The 16,925-nt window shown below is 57.1% G+C and carries 14 protein-coding genes and 4 pseudogenes; 15 read left to right on the top strand and 3 right to left on the bottom strand.

What is annotated here, in order from left to right; translation table 11 throughout:
• Positions 1 to 121: 121 nt before the first annotated feature.
• Together JZY08_RS26945 and JZY08_RS26940 are read left to right on the top strand one after the other, a co-directional pair.
• On the top strand, positions 122 to 292 hold the full coding sequence (locus JZY08_RS26945) for an HTH domain-containing protein (RefSeq protein WP_216333624.1): 171 nt from the start codon (positions 122 to 124) through the stop codon (positions 290 to 292).
• A 32-nt stretch (positions 293 to 324) separates the two neighbouring features.
• Positions 325 to 723, top strand: a complete 399-nt coding sequence (locus JZY08_RS26940; protein WP_216333622.1) for a DUF2513 domain-containing protein — start codon at positions 325 to 327, stop codon at positions 721 to 723.
• A 6-nt stretch (positions 724 to 729) separates the two neighbouring features.
• On the opposite strand, the gene JZY08_RS26935 is transcribed toward JZY08_RS26940, so the two are convergent.
• Positions 730 to 981, bottom strand: coding sequence for a recombinase family protein (locus JZY08_RS26935; RefSeq protein ID WP_367303919.1), 252 nt, complete (start codon positions 979 to 981; stop codon positions 730 to 732).
• Between the two features lie 161 nt (positions 982 to 1,142).
• On the opposite strand from JZY08_RS26935, the gene JZY08_RS26930 reads away from it, so the two are divergent.
• From JZY08_RS26930 to istB (JZY08_RS26900), 7 genes and pseudogenes are all read left to right on the top strand, one after another.
• Positions 1,143 to 1,748 (top strand): recombinase family protein, encoded by a 606-nt coding sequence (locus JZY08_RS26930; RefSeq protein ID WP_216333620.1) that lies wholly within the window; start codon positions 1,143 to 1,145, stop codon positions 1,746 to 1,748.
• 15 nt (positions 1,749 to 1,763) lie between these two features.
• Positions 1,764 to 2,420, top strand: a pseudogene (locus JZY08_RS26925) (DUF4158 domain-containing protein); the annotation flags it as partial.
• Positions 2,421 to 2,613: 193 nt separating this feature from the next.
• Positions 2,614 to 4,167 carry an IS21 family transposase gene (gene istA, locus JZY08_RS26920; RefSeq protein ID WP_111794918.1) on the top strand — a complete coding sequence of 518 codons (1,554 nt, stop codon included), beginning with the start codon at positions 2,614 to 2,616 and terminating at the stop codon, positions 4,165 to 4,167.
• 18 nt (positions 4,168 to 4,185) lie between these two features.
• The gene (istB, locus tag JZY08_RS26915) at positions 4,186 to 4,938 is read left to right on the top strand and encodes an IS21-like element helper ATPase IstB (RefSeq protein ID WP_027677343.1); all 753 of its coding nucleotides are present in this window, start codon (positions 4,186 to 4,188) and stop codon (positions 4,936 to 4,938) included.
• 128 nt (positions 4,939 to 5,066) lie between these two features.
• Positions 5,067 to 7,388, top strand: a pseudogene (locus JZY08_RS26910) (Tn3 family transposase); the annotation flags it as partial.
• A 35-nt stretch (positions 7,389 to 7,423) separates the two neighbouring features.
• Positions 7,424 to 8,020: pseudogene (locus JZY08_RS26905) on the top strand (IS21 family transposase); the annotation flags it as partial.
• On the top strand, positions 8,010 to 8,822 hold the full coding sequence (gene istB / locus JZY08_RS26900) for an IS21-like element helper ATPase IstB (RefSeq protein WP_216333618.1): 813 nt from the start codon (positions 8,010 to 8,012) through the stop codon (positions 8,820 to 8,822). The pseudogene JZY08_RS26905 and the gene istB (JZY08_RS26900), both read left to right, overlap by 11 nt.
• Before the next feature lie 266 nt (positions 8,823 to 9,088).
• Here the strand turns inward: istB (JZY08_RS26900) and JZY08_RS26895 are convergent, their stop codons facing one another.
• Positions 9,089 to 10,234: a hypothetical protein gene (locus JZY08_RS26895; protein WP_216333616.1), complete on the bottom strand. Its 1,146-nt coding sequence runs from the start codon at positions 10,232 to 10,234 to the stop codon at positions 9,089 to 9,091.
• A 2-nt stretch (positions 10,235 to 10,236) separates the two neighbouring features.
• Positions 10,237 to 11,637: a glycosyltransferase gene (locus tag JZY08_RS26890; RefSeq protein WP_216333614.1), complete on the bottom strand. Its 1,401-nt coding sequence runs from the start codon at positions 11,635 to 11,637 to the stop codon at positions 10,237 to 10,239.
• A 230-nt stretch (positions 11,638 to 11,867) separates the two neighbouring features.
• On the opposite strand from JZY08_RS26890, the pseudogene tnpB reads away from it, so the two are divergent.
• From tnpB to JZY08_RS26860, 6 genes and pseudogenes are all read left to right on the top strand, one after another.
• Positions 11,868 to 12,050: pseudogene (gene tnpB, locus JZY08_RS27705) on the top strand (IS66 family insertion sequence element accessory protein TnpB); the annotation flags it as partial.
• 220 nt (positions 12,051 to 12,270) lie between these two features.
• Positions 12,271 to 13,080 (top strand): phosphonate ABC transporter ATP-binding protein, encoded by an 810-nt coding sequence (gene phnC / locus JZY08_RS26880; RefSeq protein ID WP_006473175.1) that lies wholly within the window; start codon positions 12,271 to 12,273, stop codon positions 13,078 to 13,080.
• On the top strand, positions 13,077 to 13,925 hold the full coding sequence (gene phnD / locus JZY08_RS26875) for a phosphate/phosphite/phosphonate ABC transporter substrate-binding protein (protein ID WP_003501103.1): 849 nt from the start codon (positions 13,077 to 13,079) through the stop codon (positions 13,923 to 13,925). Before phnC ends, phnD begins: the two co-directional genes overlap by 4 nt.
• Positions 13,926 to 13,995: 70 nt before the next feature.
• Positions 13,996 to 14,802, top strand: a complete 807-nt coding sequence (gene phnE / locus JZY08_RS26870) for a phosphonate ABC transporter, permease protein PhnE (protein WP_006473411.1) — start codon at positions 13,996 to 13,998, stop codon at positions 14,800 to 14,802.
• Positions 14,803 to 14,815: 13 nt separating this feature from the next.
• Positions 14,816 to 15,814 (top strand): phosphonate dehydrogenase, encoded by a 999-nt coding sequence (locus JZY08_RS26865; RefSeq protein ID WP_003501101.1) that lies wholly within the window; start codon positions 14,816 to 14,818, stop codon positions 15,812 to 15,814.
• A 12-nt stretch (positions 15,815 to 15,826) separates the two neighbouring features.
• The gene (locus JZY08_RS26860; RefSeq protein WP_003501100.1) at positions 15,827 to 16,747 is read left to right on the top strand and encodes a LysR family transcriptional regulator; all 921 of its coding nucleotides are present in this window, start codon (positions 15,827 to 15,829) and stop codon (positions 16,745 to 16,747) included.
• Positions 16,748 to 16,925: the final 178 nt, after the last annotated feature.

Here is a 16,925-nt window from a genome sequence, read left to right as displayed (position 1 = left end):
GATCTCAACCCCTGCAGAAAACAAATGAAGAACACGCAGCACCATGATATGCCTGTATCTCAATCGTTGAGGGCGGAGATTTGCGGAATGACGGCCAATAAAGCCAGCAGAAATGCGTTGATTGAGAAGACGAAAAGACGGAGCAACCCTTGCGGCGCTGGCTCAGGAGTTCAACGTCTCGCAGACGACGATTAGCCAGGTGCTGAACAAGCTCGAATGTAACCGCCGCGTCATCAAACGCCGGCTCGAAGCACCTCTACGGCGGGTGACAAAACCATACGATGGGGAATGACAACGCCTTTTGAACAACGGCCGGGAGCCTTCATGAAGCGCGATATGGACCTTATCCGCGAGATTTTACTGGAAATCGAGGGCGGAAAACGCATGTACGACATTCGCTCAGGCGAAATGAGCCGGGCGCTGGGAATAGAAGAAGAGGGCTCTCTGTCACGCGAAGAGGCCGACAAATGGAACTATCATCTGAACCTTCTGCAGGAATGCGGTCAGGTCGAGTTTCGTAAAACTGGCGCGGGCGGCTGGTTCGTTGAGGGGATTACGTGGTCGGGGCATGATTTTCTGGATAGCGTTCGCGATCCAGATGTTTGGGAAAGAACCAAGGCAGGAGCTATGAAGGCCGGCGGGTTTACGGTCGAGCTTCTGAAAGACCTCGCCAAGGGCTTCATAAGGAAGCAGATCGAGGATCGGACCGGGATTTCGCTATAGACCGTATTATCCCGAAATGCAGCGGTATAGCGTGGCAGGATGCACCTTCAGCATCGCGGCGACGCTACGTGCCGGTTGCCCCTCATCTATCAGTTTTCTGGCAAGAGCGATTTGCTCGGCCGACAGGGCAGGGGGGCGGCCGAACCGAACGCCCTTCGCCTTCGCTGCGGCCCGGCCGCTGCTGGTGCGATCGTGGATCAGGGACCGCTCGAATTCGGCAATGCCGGCAAAGATGGGGCTCCGTGGGAATCTCTGCAATAATACCCGTTAAGGGATTTTGCGGGTGACGGGAAACATGTGTTTTCCGCACAGCACGGTCCCAGGGTGAAGTTGGCGTCGTATTATGGCAATTTTCTGTGCGACAAACCATGTCGGAATGTGTGACTGTGCGACAATTCCTGATTTGAGGTTTGTGGCACATGTTGATCGGTTACATGCGGGTGTCGAGTAGTGATGAGCGCCAATCGGTTGCCTTGCAGCGTGATGCCCTTATCGCGGCTGGGGTTGATGAGCGTCATCTGCATCAAGATCGCGCTTCCGGAGCGCGCGACGATCGGCCGGGCCTGAAGATCTGCCTCGGGGAATTGCGCGAAGGCGACGTGTTGGTTGTCTGGAAGCTCGATAGGTTAGGCCGATCGCTCTCTCACCTGATCCGTATCGTTGAAGAGTTGAAGGTACGCGGTGTCGCCTTCCGCTCGCTGACGGAGGCGATCGACACGACGAATTCGCATGGCGCATTTCTATTCAACCTGTTCGGCTCGCTTGCCGAATATGAGAGAGCGTTGATCACGGAGCGGGTCAATGCCGGCCTGGTTGCGGCGCGCCGGCGCGGCCGCAAGGGCGGCAGGCCTCCGGCGATCGATGCGGAAAGGGTCGAGCAGGTTCTGGCTGCTTTGGAAGCTGGCGCCAGCAAGGCGTCCGTGTGCCGGACGTTCAAGGTGCCGCGCTCGACGCTGATCGACACACTGAGGCGGATTGGATGGACCGGACCGGGGAAGAAAGATGCGCCCGACACCTCGCATTAAGGGCGGGTGTGACCGATGTCGTTCCTCGATGCGCAGTCACGCACCATCCTGTTCGAGCCGCCTGACATTTATGAAGAGGCCCTGGCACGCTATGCTCTGTCTGCTGAGGATCTTGCTTTCGCAAAGGCGCATCGCAGGTCGCATAATCGGCTGGGCTTTGCCATCCAGCTCGCACTGGTCCGGGATTTGGGGCGTCCGTTGCGTCCAGGGGAAGCCCCGCCTCAGGCGGTCGTCTCTATTGTCGCCGACCAGCTTGGCATCGACCCTGCGGTGTTCGGGCTCTATGCCCAACGGGAGGAAACACGCCGCGAACATGCGCGCGAGATCGTCGCTGCGTTGGACCTTCAGCCTGTTCGGGCGAGCGACTATCGCGCTCTGATCACCGTGGCTGCACGTGAGGCGGCCGCGACCGAGCAAGGCGCGCCGATCACCAAGGCGGTGATCGAAGCACTCAAGGATAGGACGCTGCTCGTTCCCGTGCCGGAACTGCTGATCCGTCTGGCACTGGCCGGCCGGGCGGCTGCACGCCGACAGGCTTATCGCGAATTGATCCGGGGCCTGGAGCAATCGTCTATCGAAGCGCTTGATCTGCTTCTCGCGGAGCGGGCCGGAGATCGGAGCCATCTCGGCTGGATCGCGGAGGCCCCCGAGGGGGCAAAACTGAAGAACCTTGCGGGTTTCGGTAATTCGCGGACAGGGATTCCATTAAATCCCGGACAGCGATTTCACTAAATCCGGGACAGCATTTCCGCTAATTCCCGGACAGCGATTCCGGTAAATCCCGGACAGTCTTTCGGCAAAAAGATCGACTTTCGCACGCGCCGTTTTGCCATTCTGGACCTCGATTTGAACGAGGGGCTGATGAATGGCGAGACGGAAGCAGGTGAGACTTACTGACGTGAAGGACATTCGATCGATATTGCGACTGACGCACGAACAGGGGCTTTCGGTTCGTGCGATATCGGAACGGCTGAAGATCAGCAAAACGACCATTTCGACCTACCTGCTGCGGGCGCGTGAGGCCGGGCTGACGGGCTGGCCGTTACCGCCTGGGCTGGACGATGATGGCATTCTGCAGCGCCGCCTGTTCCATCGTCGCGGCCGTCCGCCCCAGGACATGCACGAACCCGACTGGGGCAAGATCGCCAGTGAATTGAAGCGGAAGGGCGTGACACTGACGCTGTTGTGGCAGGAATATCGCGAACGGCACCCCAACGGTTACGGATACACGTGGTTCTGCGAGCGGTTTGCCGCTTTCGAGCAGCGCGCCAGCGCCACCTTCCGCAATCGCCACACTGCCGGCGCGGCGATGCAGACCGACTACGCCGGCCAAACCGTCCCGGTGATCGATCCGGCGACAGGCGAAATCCGGCTGGCGCAGATCTTCGTCGCGGTTCTGCCAGCCTCCTTGTACACCTTCGCCTATGCAAGCTTCACTCAACGGTTGCCGGACTGGATCGAGGGTCAGCAGCGGGCGCTGGGTTTCTTCGGTGGCGTGACGAAAGCCATCGTCTGCGACAACCTCAAGGCCGGCGTTGCCAAGCCCTTGTGGTTCGAGCCGACCATCAACGCCACTTTTGCGGCATTCGCCGAGCATTACGACACGACGATCCTGCCGACCCGTCCGAAACGGCCGAAGGACAAGGCCAAGGTCGAAGGCAGCGTTCTCATCGTCGAGCGCTGGATCCTGGCGCGGCTGAGAAACGACCGTTTCTTCAGCCTTGTCGATCTCAACGTGCGGATCAGCCAGCTTCTCGACGATCTCAATAGCCGGCCGATGCGCCGGGTTGGCAAATCCCGCCGGCAGCTCTTCGAGGAGATCGAGCAAGACGCGCTTGCGCCCTTGCCGGCAACGCCATTCGAATATTCCGAATGGAAGTCGGCAAAGGTTCATCCCGACTACCATGTCGAGGTCGACAAGGCCTTCTATTCCGTGCCGCACCGCCTGATCGGCCGCCAGGTCGATGTCCGGCTTACAAGCCGGATCGTCGAGATCCTCCATGATCACCAACGTGTCGCCAGCCACCGCCGGACGTCGCAGCGGGGCGGTCATGTCACCGTCAACGAGCATATGCCGAAGACACATCAGCATTATGCCAACACGACGCCTGCGAGCCTCATCAAGCAAGCTGCAAAGATTGGCCGCAACGCTGCAATCCTGATCGAGCGGCTGATGCGCGATAGACCTCATCCTCAGCAGGGATACCGCGCCGCTCAAGGCGTTCTATCGCTCGCGCGCCGGTACGGCCCCGAGCGTCTGGAAGCGGCGTGCGATCGGGCACTGACGATCAATGCGCTCAGCTATTCCTCCGTCAGCACCATCCTCAAATCCGGTCTCGATCAGGCCCCGCCTGGTGCTGAGCCAGTCAAGCCCACCCCGGTGCATGGCAACATCCGCGGCAGCTCCTATTACCAGTGAAGAAAGGAAGATACTCACATGCTCACACATCCAACCCTCGACCAGATGCATGCGCTCGGCCTATCCGGCATGGCGGCAGCATATCGCGACCTGGCCAATCAACCTGAGGGCAGCGATCTCAACCGCGATGAATGGCTCGGCCTGATGCTTGATCGGGAGATGGCCGTGCGCGGCGACAAGCGACTGACCAACCGGCTTGCAATCGCCAAACTGCGTTTCCCCGATGCTTGCATCGAGAACATCGACTTCGCCGCCCCTCGCGGCCTCGACCGCCGACAGCTCCTCTCGCTTGCCCAAGGCGAATGGCTCAAGGCCCATGAGCACTTGATCCTGACCGGACAAACGGGAACGGGCAAAACATGGCTCGCCTGCGCCATCGGACGGCAAGCGGCCCGCCTCGATTATTCCGTTCTCTATGTCCGCATGCCCCGTCTCTTCGAGGATTTGGCGCTAGCGCGCCTCGACGGGCGGTTTCCCCGATTGGTCGACAAGCTCGCGCGTGTTCAATTACTCATCCTTGATGACTGGGGAACCCACGCGCTCAGCGATCAGCAGCGGCTCGATCTCCTGGAAATCTTCGAAGAGCGCTACCGCCGGAAATCCACTCTGATCACCGCCCAGCTTCCCGTCGCGCAGTGGCACGAGATGATCGGCGAACCAACGATCGCTGACGCCATCCTCGATCGTATCGTCCATAACGCCCATCGAATTGCGCTCGAGGGAGACAGCATGAGGAAGCAAAAACCAAGACCGCTCTTGACCGAAGCGTAAAACGCCGAAATCAATAACCAATGACATCAACCAGGCGAACGAAAGTCAATCCCGCGAGACTGTCCGCGATTTAGTGAAACGACTGTCCGGGATTTACCGGAATCGATGTCCCGTTAATCTGAAATCCGCAGAACCTCAAGGGCCTGATCGCCCGCCTCGAGATATTGCGCTCGGCCGCCATTCCCGACGACCGTCGCAAGAGGATCCATGCCAACCGCTATGGCATCATTGCCCGTGACGCACGCATTCTGCATGGGCGTGAGATACGACGCCTGGCATCCGAGCGTCGTTACGCCACGATGACGGCCTTCGTCATTGAGAGGCAGGCGGCGATCACCGATCTTGCGATCGACATGTTTTGCAAGCTGATCGGCAGCACCCGTCGCAAGGCCGAGATCAGCCGCAAGGAGCGTCGCCTGAGGGAAGCTGACGTTCTTGATGGGGTAGCGCTCGATCATCTCAAGCTCGGCGAAGCGCTGCTTTCTGCACGTGAGAGCAACACCGATCTTGCATCGGCAATCGCAGCCTCCCTCGGCTGGGACGGATTGATCGCCAGCATGGCGGCAGCCAAATCTGTCGTGCGCCCAGATCGCAGTGACGAATTCGACGAGCTCATCGAGCGACACAAATCGCTGCGCAAGCTGGGCAGATTGATGTTCCACACGTTCTCATTCCGGTCATTCCGTCCCGACGATCCGATCCTGACGGCAGTAGACCAACTACGTGCACTGTACGACGGTCGGAAATTGCCTGCTCAGGTGCCGCTTGCATTCATGACCCGCAAATGGCGGCGGCGCGTGCGCTCGAATGGCACCCATATCGACCTGCGCGCCTGGGAAGTGGCGGTATTCGTTCACTTGCGGGAACGTCTACGGGCTGGTGACATATGGGTTGATGGCAGCCGAGCATGGCGCAGTTTCGAGGACTATCTTCTGCCGCGCGCAACCTTCGCCCTGATGCGCGCCGAGAGACGGCTCGGGCTCGCGATCCCTGATAGCTTTGCAGAATGGCAGGCCGAGCGCACCACCACGCTCAATGCCAAACTGAAAGAGCTGGCCAAGGCTGCTGCGGCCAACGCGATTCCGGATGCGGCGATTTCCGACAAGGGCCTGTCAATCTCGCCGATCCGCGAAGAGGACCGCGACAGGATCGTCGCCCTCAGCCGACGTCTTTATATCCTCGTTCCCCGGATCAGGATCACCAGCCTGCTTGCCGAGGTTCAAAGCTGGACCCGGTTCCTCGACAGCTTCACGCATTATCGTACCGGTGAGACGGCGAACGACGAGGCGGCGCTGATGGCTGCGATCCTTGCCGACGCCACGAATGCCGGCGCTGAACGCATGGCGGAAAGTTCGCGCGGCGTCACGATCCACCAGATGATGCTGATGGTGGACCGGCATCTGCGGTCGGAAACCTACGCCACGGCGACCGCCGTGCTGGTCGATGCGCAGCAGGCCCATCCCTTCGCCGCGATCTGGGGCGACGGTCATATCTCCTCCTCCGACGGACAGTTCTTTCCGGCCGGCGGGCGCGGCGAAGCCAGCCTCGACTACAATGCAAAATACGGAAAACGGCCGGGTGCGTCGATCTATGGCTTCCTGTCCAACCGCTTCGCTTCCTTCTTTTCCCGCATGATCCAGGCATCCGAGAGCGAAGCGCCCTATGTGCTCGACGGCCTCCTTCACAACGAAAGCTCCGTCGAAATCCATGAGCACGCCACCGATACCGCGGGCGCGACGGAAACCACGTTTTCCATGTTCCACGCCTTCGGCTACAGGCTCATTCCCCGTATCCGCAATCTCGGCAATCGCAGGCTGTTCGTCATCGAGCCCGATCCGGCCTACGAGCCGCTCGACGCGCTGATTGCCGGAAGCGTCAATATGGATGTCATCGAACAGCACTGGGATGAGATCTTGCGGCTGAAAGCCTCGATCGGCGCAGGCCTAGTGCCGCCGTCCGTGATCCTCAAGAAGCTGGCAGCATCACCCCGGCAAAACCGCCTCAATCAGGCCCTGCGTGAGATGGGCCGGATCGAACGCTCGATCTTCATCTGCGACTGGCTGCTCGACACCAAACTGCGCCGCAGGTCGCACGCCATCCTCAACAAGGGCGAAAGCCGCCATGCCCTCGCACGCGCCATCTTCCTCCATCAGCTCGGCGAACTGCGCAACCGCGTCGCCGAAACCATGGCTTATCGCGCGTCCGGCCTCAACCTCGTCGTCAATGCCATCATCCTGTGGAACACCGTCTATCTCAGCCGTGCCGTCGATTATGTCCGTGGTCACGGTATCATCATTCCCGACGAACTGCTCTCCCAGGTCGCACCCCTCCCATGGGTCCATATCGCACTCACCGGAGACTACCTCTGGAACGAAATTGACCGACCCCTCGAACGCTACAGGCCGATCCGTGCTAACCGCTTCAATCCAAACAACTTCAGATTCCCTTAGCGGGTATTATTGGAGAAATGCCCACGGAGCCCCGATTTGTCGAACATACCAAGCGGGTTTCCCCGACCTGCCTCGTGCACTTTGATCGTAATCGCTACAGCGTTCCGGCATCCTTTGCCAATCGGCCTGTCAGCGTCCGGGTTTACCCAGATCGTATCGCTGTTGCAGCAGAAGGTCTGATCATATGCGAGCACCGTCGCATCATCAGCCGTTCGCATGATGGTCCTGGGCAGACGATTTACGACTGGCGGCACTATCTCGCCGTCGTTCAACGCAAACCAGGTGCTCTTCGCAATGGTGCGCCGTTTATCGAGCTTCCGGAAGCTTTCAGAATACTGCAGCAGCACCTGCTCAAAAAGCCGGGCGGAGATCGCGAGATGGTCGACATTCTGGCGCTCGTCCTCCAGCATGACGAGCAGGCTGTGCTCTCGGCCGTCGATATGGCCTTGAAGTCCGGGGTTCCGACCAAGACCCATGTTCTGAACCTGCTACATCGCTTGGTCGATGGTAAATCTTCTACACCACCGACGATAGATACGCCCCAAGCTCTCACACTTGCCAACGAGCCAAAGGCCAATGTCGAACGCTACGATTCCCTGAGAAAGACAACGGAGGTGCGCCATGCGTCATAATCCTGCCAGCGGCGCAATCGTCATCATGCTGCGACAACTGAAGATGCACGGCATGGCTCAGGCAATCGGTGAACTCACCGAACAGGGATCGCCTGCCTTTGAAGCTTCCATTCCAATCCTGTCACAACTTCTCAAAGCCGAGACAGCAGAACGTGAAGTTCGTTCAACCGCTTATCAGCTCAAGACGGCTCGCTTTCCAGCTTATCGTGACCTGAACGGCTTCGATTTCTCCAGCAGCGAGATCAATGAAGCACTCGTGCGACAGCTCCATCGCTGCGACTTTCTCGATGAAGCCAACAACATCGTGCTGGTCGGCGGCCCAGGCACAGGCAAAACCCATATTGCCACCGCTCTCGGCATCCAGGCAATCGAGCATCACCACAAACGCGTCCGGTTCTTCTCGACCGTCGAGCTGGTTAACGCGCTTGAACAGGAGAAAACGCAAGGTCGCTCAGGGCAGATCGCCAATCGACTTGTCCATTCCGATCTGGTGATCCTCGATGAGCTTGGCTACCTGCCGTTCAGTGCATCAGGTGGCGCGTTGCTCTTCCATCTTCTCAGCAAACTCTACGAGCGCACCAGTGTCGTTATAACCACAAACCTCAGCTTCAGTGAATGGGCCAGCGTCTTCGGCGACGCCAAGATGACGACCGCGTTGCTCGACCGGCTCACTCATCATTGCCACATTCTCGAAACCGGAAACGACAGCTTCCGCTTCAAAAACAGCTCCGCCCACGAACCGAAAAATACAAAGGAGAAAAACAGCGGCTTGACCAAATCACAAGACCCGAAACATATCTGAAAGGCGGGTCAAATCTCGGTGGAAATACCGGGTCACTTCTCAGTGAAAATCAACAGGCTTGACTTGGACCGTCCCGTTACCGAAGTCCTGAGCCTAATCAATCTTTTTCAGGTTTTACATGTTCGTTCGCGCCCATCTTCATGCCTCTATCAACGATCAAGATGGAGGCCGCGCACGTGTTGGTCTTGGCCGGTGCAAGGCATCGTCAACACGGCGCGGAGGCAGATCAGAAAAAGATTAGAATGGGCTGGCTCAAGGCCAGCACCCTATCGAACGGGCCTTTTGCGTAGGCCGATGGCGAACAGGAAAAGCTTGATCTGCCGTTCCAGCCTTTTGCCTAGATGTAGCTGGGCTGCGGATGATTGCGGCGCCAACGCAGCCGTCGACCCAAGATTGCCCGATGAGGCCAGCGCCTCGCGCTTTTCTATCCAGCGTAGCCGCGCCTCGATTTCAAGTAGGCGGTCGGCAATTTGGGCGATCGGATAATTCACCCCGGTGAAATCCTGATAGACAGCACGGGCGCGCGGCACGATATCGCGGTTCTCAGCCCGCTGCGAGAAATATGCGATGTGCACGAAGGGAATGGATTGTCGGCAGACGATCCGCTTCTGATGCCGCTTGCAATACATATGCACCAGATGTTCGTCGTCATTCGAACTCCCGGCATCCTCGCCGATCTGGGTCCATAGTTCCTTGCGGAACAGCATGGCGCCGATCGAATAACGCTCGTTTTGATCGACATAGGCGTCAGGCAGGTCGCGGGTTGCCTCTATATAAAATTCGGGCCGTAGGGTGGTCTTTTCATGCAGCCAGCGCGCGATATGCGGCGAAGACCAGATCGTGCCATTCGAGCCGGTATAGATCTGGTCGGGAGGCAGAATTCGAAACGGATTCATATCATCGCCCGATCCGATCCGATGTGTCCTAGCCACACAGCTGTAATATTCATCGGCCAGTTCGGTCTGGTCAATGATCTGCTTGAAGCCCCAACAATTGTTGTTGAGCAGCGGCGTCACATAGCCAAGATCGATACCATGGTGTTCCTCGGCATCATTCCAGCAGGCCAAAAGGTCATCGACCCAGCCAGCCCGCACTGGGAAAGCATCATCATCTACCTTAATCACATGGCTGTAGGCTGCGAAGGTCTGTGACGCCAACAGGTTGCGGATATTGGCATACGGCGAACCCTCTCCCAGCCGATCAACAATTTCGATGCGCCCCGGATAAAGTTTTTCATAGCGCCGCGCCACCTGCAGCGTCCGCTCTGCATCGTAATCACCAAAACAGTTCTGCAACACAAAGATGCGTACCGAAGGATCACCGAATTCTAGATGGCAGGCTAGTGATACCTCCATCGCTTCGTAATCGCGGCAGGCCAGCATAAGGATGGCAATGTCGTTCTTGTTGATCAATTTTAGTTCCCCAGAATGGCCGGCGACATGCCGTCTAGATCAAGGCGCGCGTGCCAAGATTCAGCACTGCGCACGGTTTCGTTATCAGCTCGGTATCGTGCCGCGGCCTGCGCTACCAATGATTTGCGCGCCTTGTGCAGAGCCTTGATCCGGCTAGCCAGTGTCTGCTCCAGTGCCGGCTTATGGATTAAGCGGTACAAAACACCGCCCTGCTCCTCGGCTTTATAGGGACTGCCCTGTGTATGGACGCGGCGCGGAGCTACGCCGGAAGGTGCCAGAATGATAGGTAAATAACCAGAATCGGTAAGAGGCGACGGGTGGTCGAATAGCCGCTCAAGCCCCTTCTTTTTACGCCCGCGCACCAGCCGGCTTCGCTCCTCAGCCGTCAGCACAGGTAGCGGGTGGAAGGTCGCGATTTCTTTGGTTCGCGCTACCGTGCTGGGGTTACGGCTGAAATAGTCCGGCCCCTCCAGCGCATCTTCAATTGCAGCAAGGATAGCATGTGCCCGACCGTAATCCCAGTTGGCATTGCAGTGGCGGGCTTGCCGGAGCAGCCTTTCCAGCAAGATTTCGCAACGATTGGCATCGGAGTGCAGCAGCCCCAACGCCAGCCAACTACGTGCCGACAGATATTCAGTGGTATGGCCCGATTTGTCGCCAAGGTTAGGGCAAGTGGTTGCAATACCGTTCAGCGTGGTAATGGACAGATCATTGCTCAACGAGAAATCGGTATCATCCCCGCGTACGAAGAACGGGAAAGGCAGCGCCTTTACATCCTTGATAGCAAAGGCAAAGAACCACCATCCACCATAGTTGCCGTCAGTATCCAAATCGTTGCGGATACATTCCCGCCAGTTGGTCAAGTCGCGCCAAGCTCCATGGCTGCGCCAGAGCGTCGGCTCCTTGCCGCTGCGAAGGAATTCGGCAGAAGATTCATACTGAACCCAGGGGCTTTCCTCGAGCAGCATCGCACCAGCTACGGCAACTCTGTCGCCGGTTGCATGGCGTAACAGTGCAATGGTGCGGAAGATCGCCTCAGGCAGGCAATTGGCATCGTCATCCATGAACAAAACATGGGTGAATTTCCCGCTTTGCTGCGCTTCAAGCAGACCGCGGGTAAAACCGCCGGCGCCGCCCAGATTGGCATTTGGCACCACGGTGATCTGTGCTGTCGCGGGCAGATCCAGTGTCTGACCATTATCGATCAGATAAAGATGCGCTTCGGGAAGTTGCGGTAAAATCTCGTCACGATAGCGCAAATAAGTGCGGCTGGCTTCGGTCTCGCGGCGGAATGTGGTCATCACTGTCGCCAGACGCACCTGATTGCGCGGCGCATCATCGGTCAGCCACTGGCCCGCTACTTGTAGCGGCTTGCCAACATAAGCGCCTCTGCTCGCAAACATCGGCATTTTCTGCTCGAATTATCTGACAATGGAGCGGGCGTCGTGCTCACGCTCTTTGCCAATGTGCTCGCAAACATCCGGGTCTGCTTGCAAACATCCGCCACGTGCTCAGATTAATTGCCAGCGACGGCATGGTCAAACCGGGACGCCTGCCTGTCGTAGTTGCTCGGTCAGCTGACGGGAATATTCGGGATCAAGGGTGCCCGCCAGGAAGGCGCGGATATACGGACATGCGCTGTGGCTTTCCCTCCTTGGCGCTTCGGGTGCAGGAGGTTCTGCAGCATGATCCGTTGTCAGGGCATCTCTTCGTCTTCAGGGGCCGCAGATCGGATATTTTGAAGATCATCTGGCATGATGGTCTGGGCGCCTGCCTTTTTACCCGGCGGCTGGAGAAGGGCCGGTTTATCTGGCCGAATATGGGATAGCATCCGTCAAGGTGGTGTAGAATTGGGACCGGGCCGTCATGATCAGGCGGCTCTGGGTGAAATTTCTCCATCGCAGCTACGCGAGGAGGTAGAGCTGAGTTTAAGTGCTGTCATTGAAGTTTCACGAGCCTGATAAACGGACGTCATATGTCGCCCATAGTGATGCAAATATTCAATCGATGCACCACTAACGATCAGGATTATTGTGATGCTGGCTCTGAACGGAGTTGCCGTGACCTATGCCAACGGCACCCAAGCTTTGAAGACAACGACATTGACGTTCAACCAGGGTCAGTTCGTCGTGCTCCTCGGTAGATCCGGCGCAGGCAAATCTACCCTCATCCGGACACTCAACGGCTTGGTTGCGCCGACGTCTGGTTCGATCACTTCTAACGATATTGGTGCTCTGGATGCGGAAACTAAGCTTCGCATTCACCGAAGGCGAACTGGGATGATATTCCAGCAGCACCAACTCATAGGGCGCTTGAGCGCGCTCGACAACGTCATGACGGGCCGCCTGGGCTACCACTCTGGCTGGCGTACGTTGTTCCCTATGCCGCGTTCGGATCGAAGGCTGGGGTTGGAATGCCTTGAACGCGTAGGCCTTCTTGATAAGGCTCTCGTCAGGGCGGATCAACTATCCGGCGGTCAGCAGCAACGGGTGGGCATTGCGCGCGCGCTGGTCCAGAAGCCCCAACTGGTCCTTGCAGATGAGCCCGTTGCAAGTCTGGACCCTGAAACGGCTGTCGAGGTCCTGTCGCAGCTTCGCGAAATATGCACAGCCGACGGCATCACTGCTGTGATCAGCCTTCATCAGATCGATCTAGCTCGCCGGTTCGGCGACCGGGTCATTGCTATGCGCGACGGGGAAGTGGTTGCGGACGCCGCTGTCGACGAACTGACCGATCAAATGTGTGCGTCGATCTACCGCAGCGCCCCAAGAAATCCGACCACAACACAAGATTTGTCCAACTACGAGTATGATCAACCTTTAGCTGCCATGGAGGCCGCATTATGAAGAAGCTTCTGTCCCTCGCATTCCTCGCCGTTCTTGGCTGGAGTTCGTTGGCGCATGCTGGCTCAAATCCAGAGACATTGCGCGTCGCGTTGCTACCGGACGAGAACGCCGCCACTGTCATCAAAAACAATCGTCCTCTCGAGGAGTATCTTGAGAAGACACTCGGTCGGGAGATTGAACTGATCGTAACGACCGACTACTCGTCAATGATCGAAGCGATGCGTTTCGGCCGGCTTGAGTTGGCTTATTTCGGGCCGCTCTCTTACACGCTCGCGAAAACCAAGGCTGATATCGAGCCTTTCGCAGCACTTATGAAGGATGGCGAAACCACCTATCGCGCTGTAGTTGTCGCCAATGCAGAGGCTGGCATCGAAAGCCTTGAAGATGCAAAAGGGAAAAAGGTCGCGTTTGGGGACGTGGCTTCCACCTCAAGCCACCTTATCCCGAAATCTATGCTGCTTAAGGCCGGAGTTGAGGCTGGAAAAGACTATAGCGAGAACTTCGTAGGGTCGCATGATGCCGTGGCTATTGCAGTGCAGAATGGCAATGCTCAGATTGGCGGACTTTCGTTGCCCATCTACAATTCAATGGTCGCTCGTGGCACCATTGATCCTAAGAAAGTTATCGCCCTCGCCGAGTCCGATCCGTTCCCGCAGTACCCCTGGACCATGCGGTCGGATCTTGACACTTCGTTGAAAGAGGCGATCACCAAAGCCTTCATCGACCTTAAAGACGAAAAGGTATTGGCATCCTTCAAAGCCGATGGGTTCGCTCCGATCGATGACAAAGCCTACGACGTCGTCCGTGAGCTCGGTAAAGTGCTGAACTTGGACCTGAGTCAGTAAGGCGCGTTCGAGACAGTTTCTCACCTTTCGACGCAGGCGCTGGCCTGCGTCCTTTCTTCCAGGATATGTGATGACACAGCCGTCGGCCGACTACGACTCTATCCTTCAACATCAAAACAAAGCTTGGACCAGAGCTGGCGTGATCGCGTTGGCAATTGCGTGTGTGATCATTGTTAGCAGTTATCACTCCGGTCTTCTTGATCTGGAGCGTCTGGGATCTGGGTTTCCTGCGCTCTGGCAGCTCGGTACGGAAATGTTTCCCCCGGATTTCAACCGAGGCTTGGAGTGGATCAGCCCTCTCATCGACACTCTGGCGATGAGTATAGCTGGGACTGCGATCGCGGTACTGATATCACTTCCAGTTGGCTTTTTCGCCTCAGGGAAAACAGCACCCAACGCTGTCATCTATATGATCTCGCGTGGATTGTTGAATGGTCTACGGTCGATCCCGGAGCTGATTATGGGCATCGTCTTCGTGGCGGCAGTGGGATTTGGAGCGCTCCCAGGCGTGCTGGCTCTTGGTCTTCACTCGGTTGGCATGGTGGGCAAGTTCTTTGCGGAGGCGATCGAGCATTGCGATAATGCGCCTATAGAAGCCGCACGCGCAGCTGGTGCGTCGCCGTTCCAGATCGTGACGCGGGCGATCTTGCCACAAGTTCTACCGCAATTGGCCGATGTGACCATCTATCGGTGGGAGTACAACTTCCGCGCCTCGACAATCCTGGGCACTGTGGGAGCTGGTGGTATCGGTTTCGAGTTGATGACATCCCTCCGGATCATGAATTATCAGGAGGTTCTTGCGATCATGCTCGTTGTCCTTCTGATGGTCACCATCGTTGACCAGGTCGGCGCTCTCCTCCGCCGCCAGCTGCAATAGAAGGATAAATTAAATGCTCCCAAAGGTAGTAATCACCCATCGCGTCCACGAGGAGATTATCTCAAAGCTATCTCCCCACGCTCGTTTAGTTTGCAACGATACTGATGATACATGGCCCCGCGAGAAACTGCTCGCAGAATTGAGCGACGCCAAGGCGATGATGGCGTTCATGCCGGACATGATCGACGCGTCTGTACTCGCGCACGCTCCCGATCTTCAACTTGTGGCATGTGCGCTGAAAGGCTTCGATAACTTCGACATCGAAGCCTGCACGCAGCGTGGAGTCCACGTCACGATAGTGTCCGATCTTCTCACTGACCCGACAGCCGAACTTACAATCGGTCTGATGATTGCTCTTGGGCGGCACATTCTGCCAGGCGACAAGAGCGTCAGGAGGGATTACAAAGGTTGGCGCCCTCGGTTTTACGGCCTTGGGCTGCAGGGCACAGCAATCGGCATTTTAGGGATGGGAGCGATCGGAAAAGCTATAGCACAGCGCCTAAGTACCTTCGGCGCCATTGTGTCGTACTGGGATCGTCAATCCCTGGACAAAGCCGATGAGATCAGACTGAACGTAAAGCCTCTTGAATTTGACCAGTTGATCTCGTCGTCTACCTTTCTTGTGTGTGCACTCCCGCTTTCGGCCGAAACGAAGCATCTCCTCGGCGCTGAACAACTCGCCAAAATGCCCAAAGGAGCACTTCTTATCAATCCTGCACGCGGAAGCGTGGTTGATGAAGAGGCTGTTGTCGCTGCATTGCAGGCGGGGCGCTTGGGAGGCTACGCCGCTGATGTTTATGAGATGGAGGACTGGGCCAGACCCGACCGGCCTGACAAGGTCCACGGGGGTCTCCTCAATCGCGAACATGATTCGATCTTGACACCCCACATAGGCTCAGCAGTGGCGAAGTCGCGTTTGGCTATCGAGCACGAGGCTGCTGACAACATTATAGATTTTGTCCAAGGCCGAAGACCTCGTGCGGCAATTAACGAGGTTCAACTAATTCCTTGATTAGAGAAAGTAATGTTTAGCCTTTCGCATGTCGCAGCATTCATAGAGGTAATCGAAACTGGCAGCTTTCACGAGGCGTCGCGACGGCTTCAGATATCCCAACCGACTGTCTCACATAATGTGAAACGATTGGAGGATATACTAGGGGTGCGGCTGGTCGAGAGGAGGAAGGACAAGTGTGTGCCGACTCGGCAAGGGCTCGTATTCTTGCCATTCGCACGCAGCCTTTTGACCGTCACGAAGAGATCTCTGGACCGCCTGCACAGCGGCCGGATTACGTTGGGTGCCAGTACTAACATCGGTACCTATATTTTGCCAGTCCACTTGAAGCGTTTACAGGATGCTCAAGGCCGGCCACCTGAGGTGGCCGTTGCCTCAAATCCTGAAATCATCGAAAAGCTCTTGAGGAAGGAGATTGATCTAGCCTTTACCGAATGGTGGGACGATCGAAAAGGATATCAAGCCCGCCTTTGGCGGAAGGAAAAGCTGGTAATAATCGTATCCCCACAGCATAATTGGAGGACGCGAAAAACAATTGAAGCGGCAGAGTTATTTCAAGAGTCCCTCATTGGCGGAGAACGTGGAACCGGTACCGGATCCGTGCTCCGCGAGGCCTTCGGCCAAGCGGCAGAGCAATTCCCAATCTCATTCAATGTCGGGAGCACTGAGGCTGTGAAGCATGCAGTTCGAGCTGGTCTCGGCATTTCGATCGTGATGAGGAGCACTGTCCTCGATGAGCTCGCGTCGGGTAGGCTTTATGAGGTTTCTGTTGAGAATGTGGTTCTCGAAAAGTCTGTGTGGGCTGTACATCCCGTACATATGGAGGATGGTTCACCGGAAGCAATCGCGCTTAAGGTTATACTCGATGCGAGCGCCCCTCTGGGTGACCTAGAGCACGTCCACATTACTCGGGGTCATATCCGCAAGATTTGAAGTAGTTGGCGCATTCCTGCGGCTCGAACATGGTAACGGCCTGGCCGACCGCATCCTTTGGTATCGCCGCCTCAATTCCCGGAGTATCCCATACAAGGGGACAAGATCGGGGACCGCCCGATTTTCGATGCGTAAGGTTCCCTGCTCCATGTCGCGAATATTCGGCCGTCAGACACAT

It is taken from the genome of Rhizobium sp. X9, assembly GCF_018873185.1.
Taxonomy (GTDB): domain Bacteria; phylum Pseudomonadota; class Alphaproteobacteria; order Rhizobiales; family Rhizobiaceae; genus Agrobacterium; species Agrobacterium oryzihabitans.
Note: the sequence above shows the minus strand (reverse complement) of the source record. Positions and strands in the feature narration are given on the sequence as shown.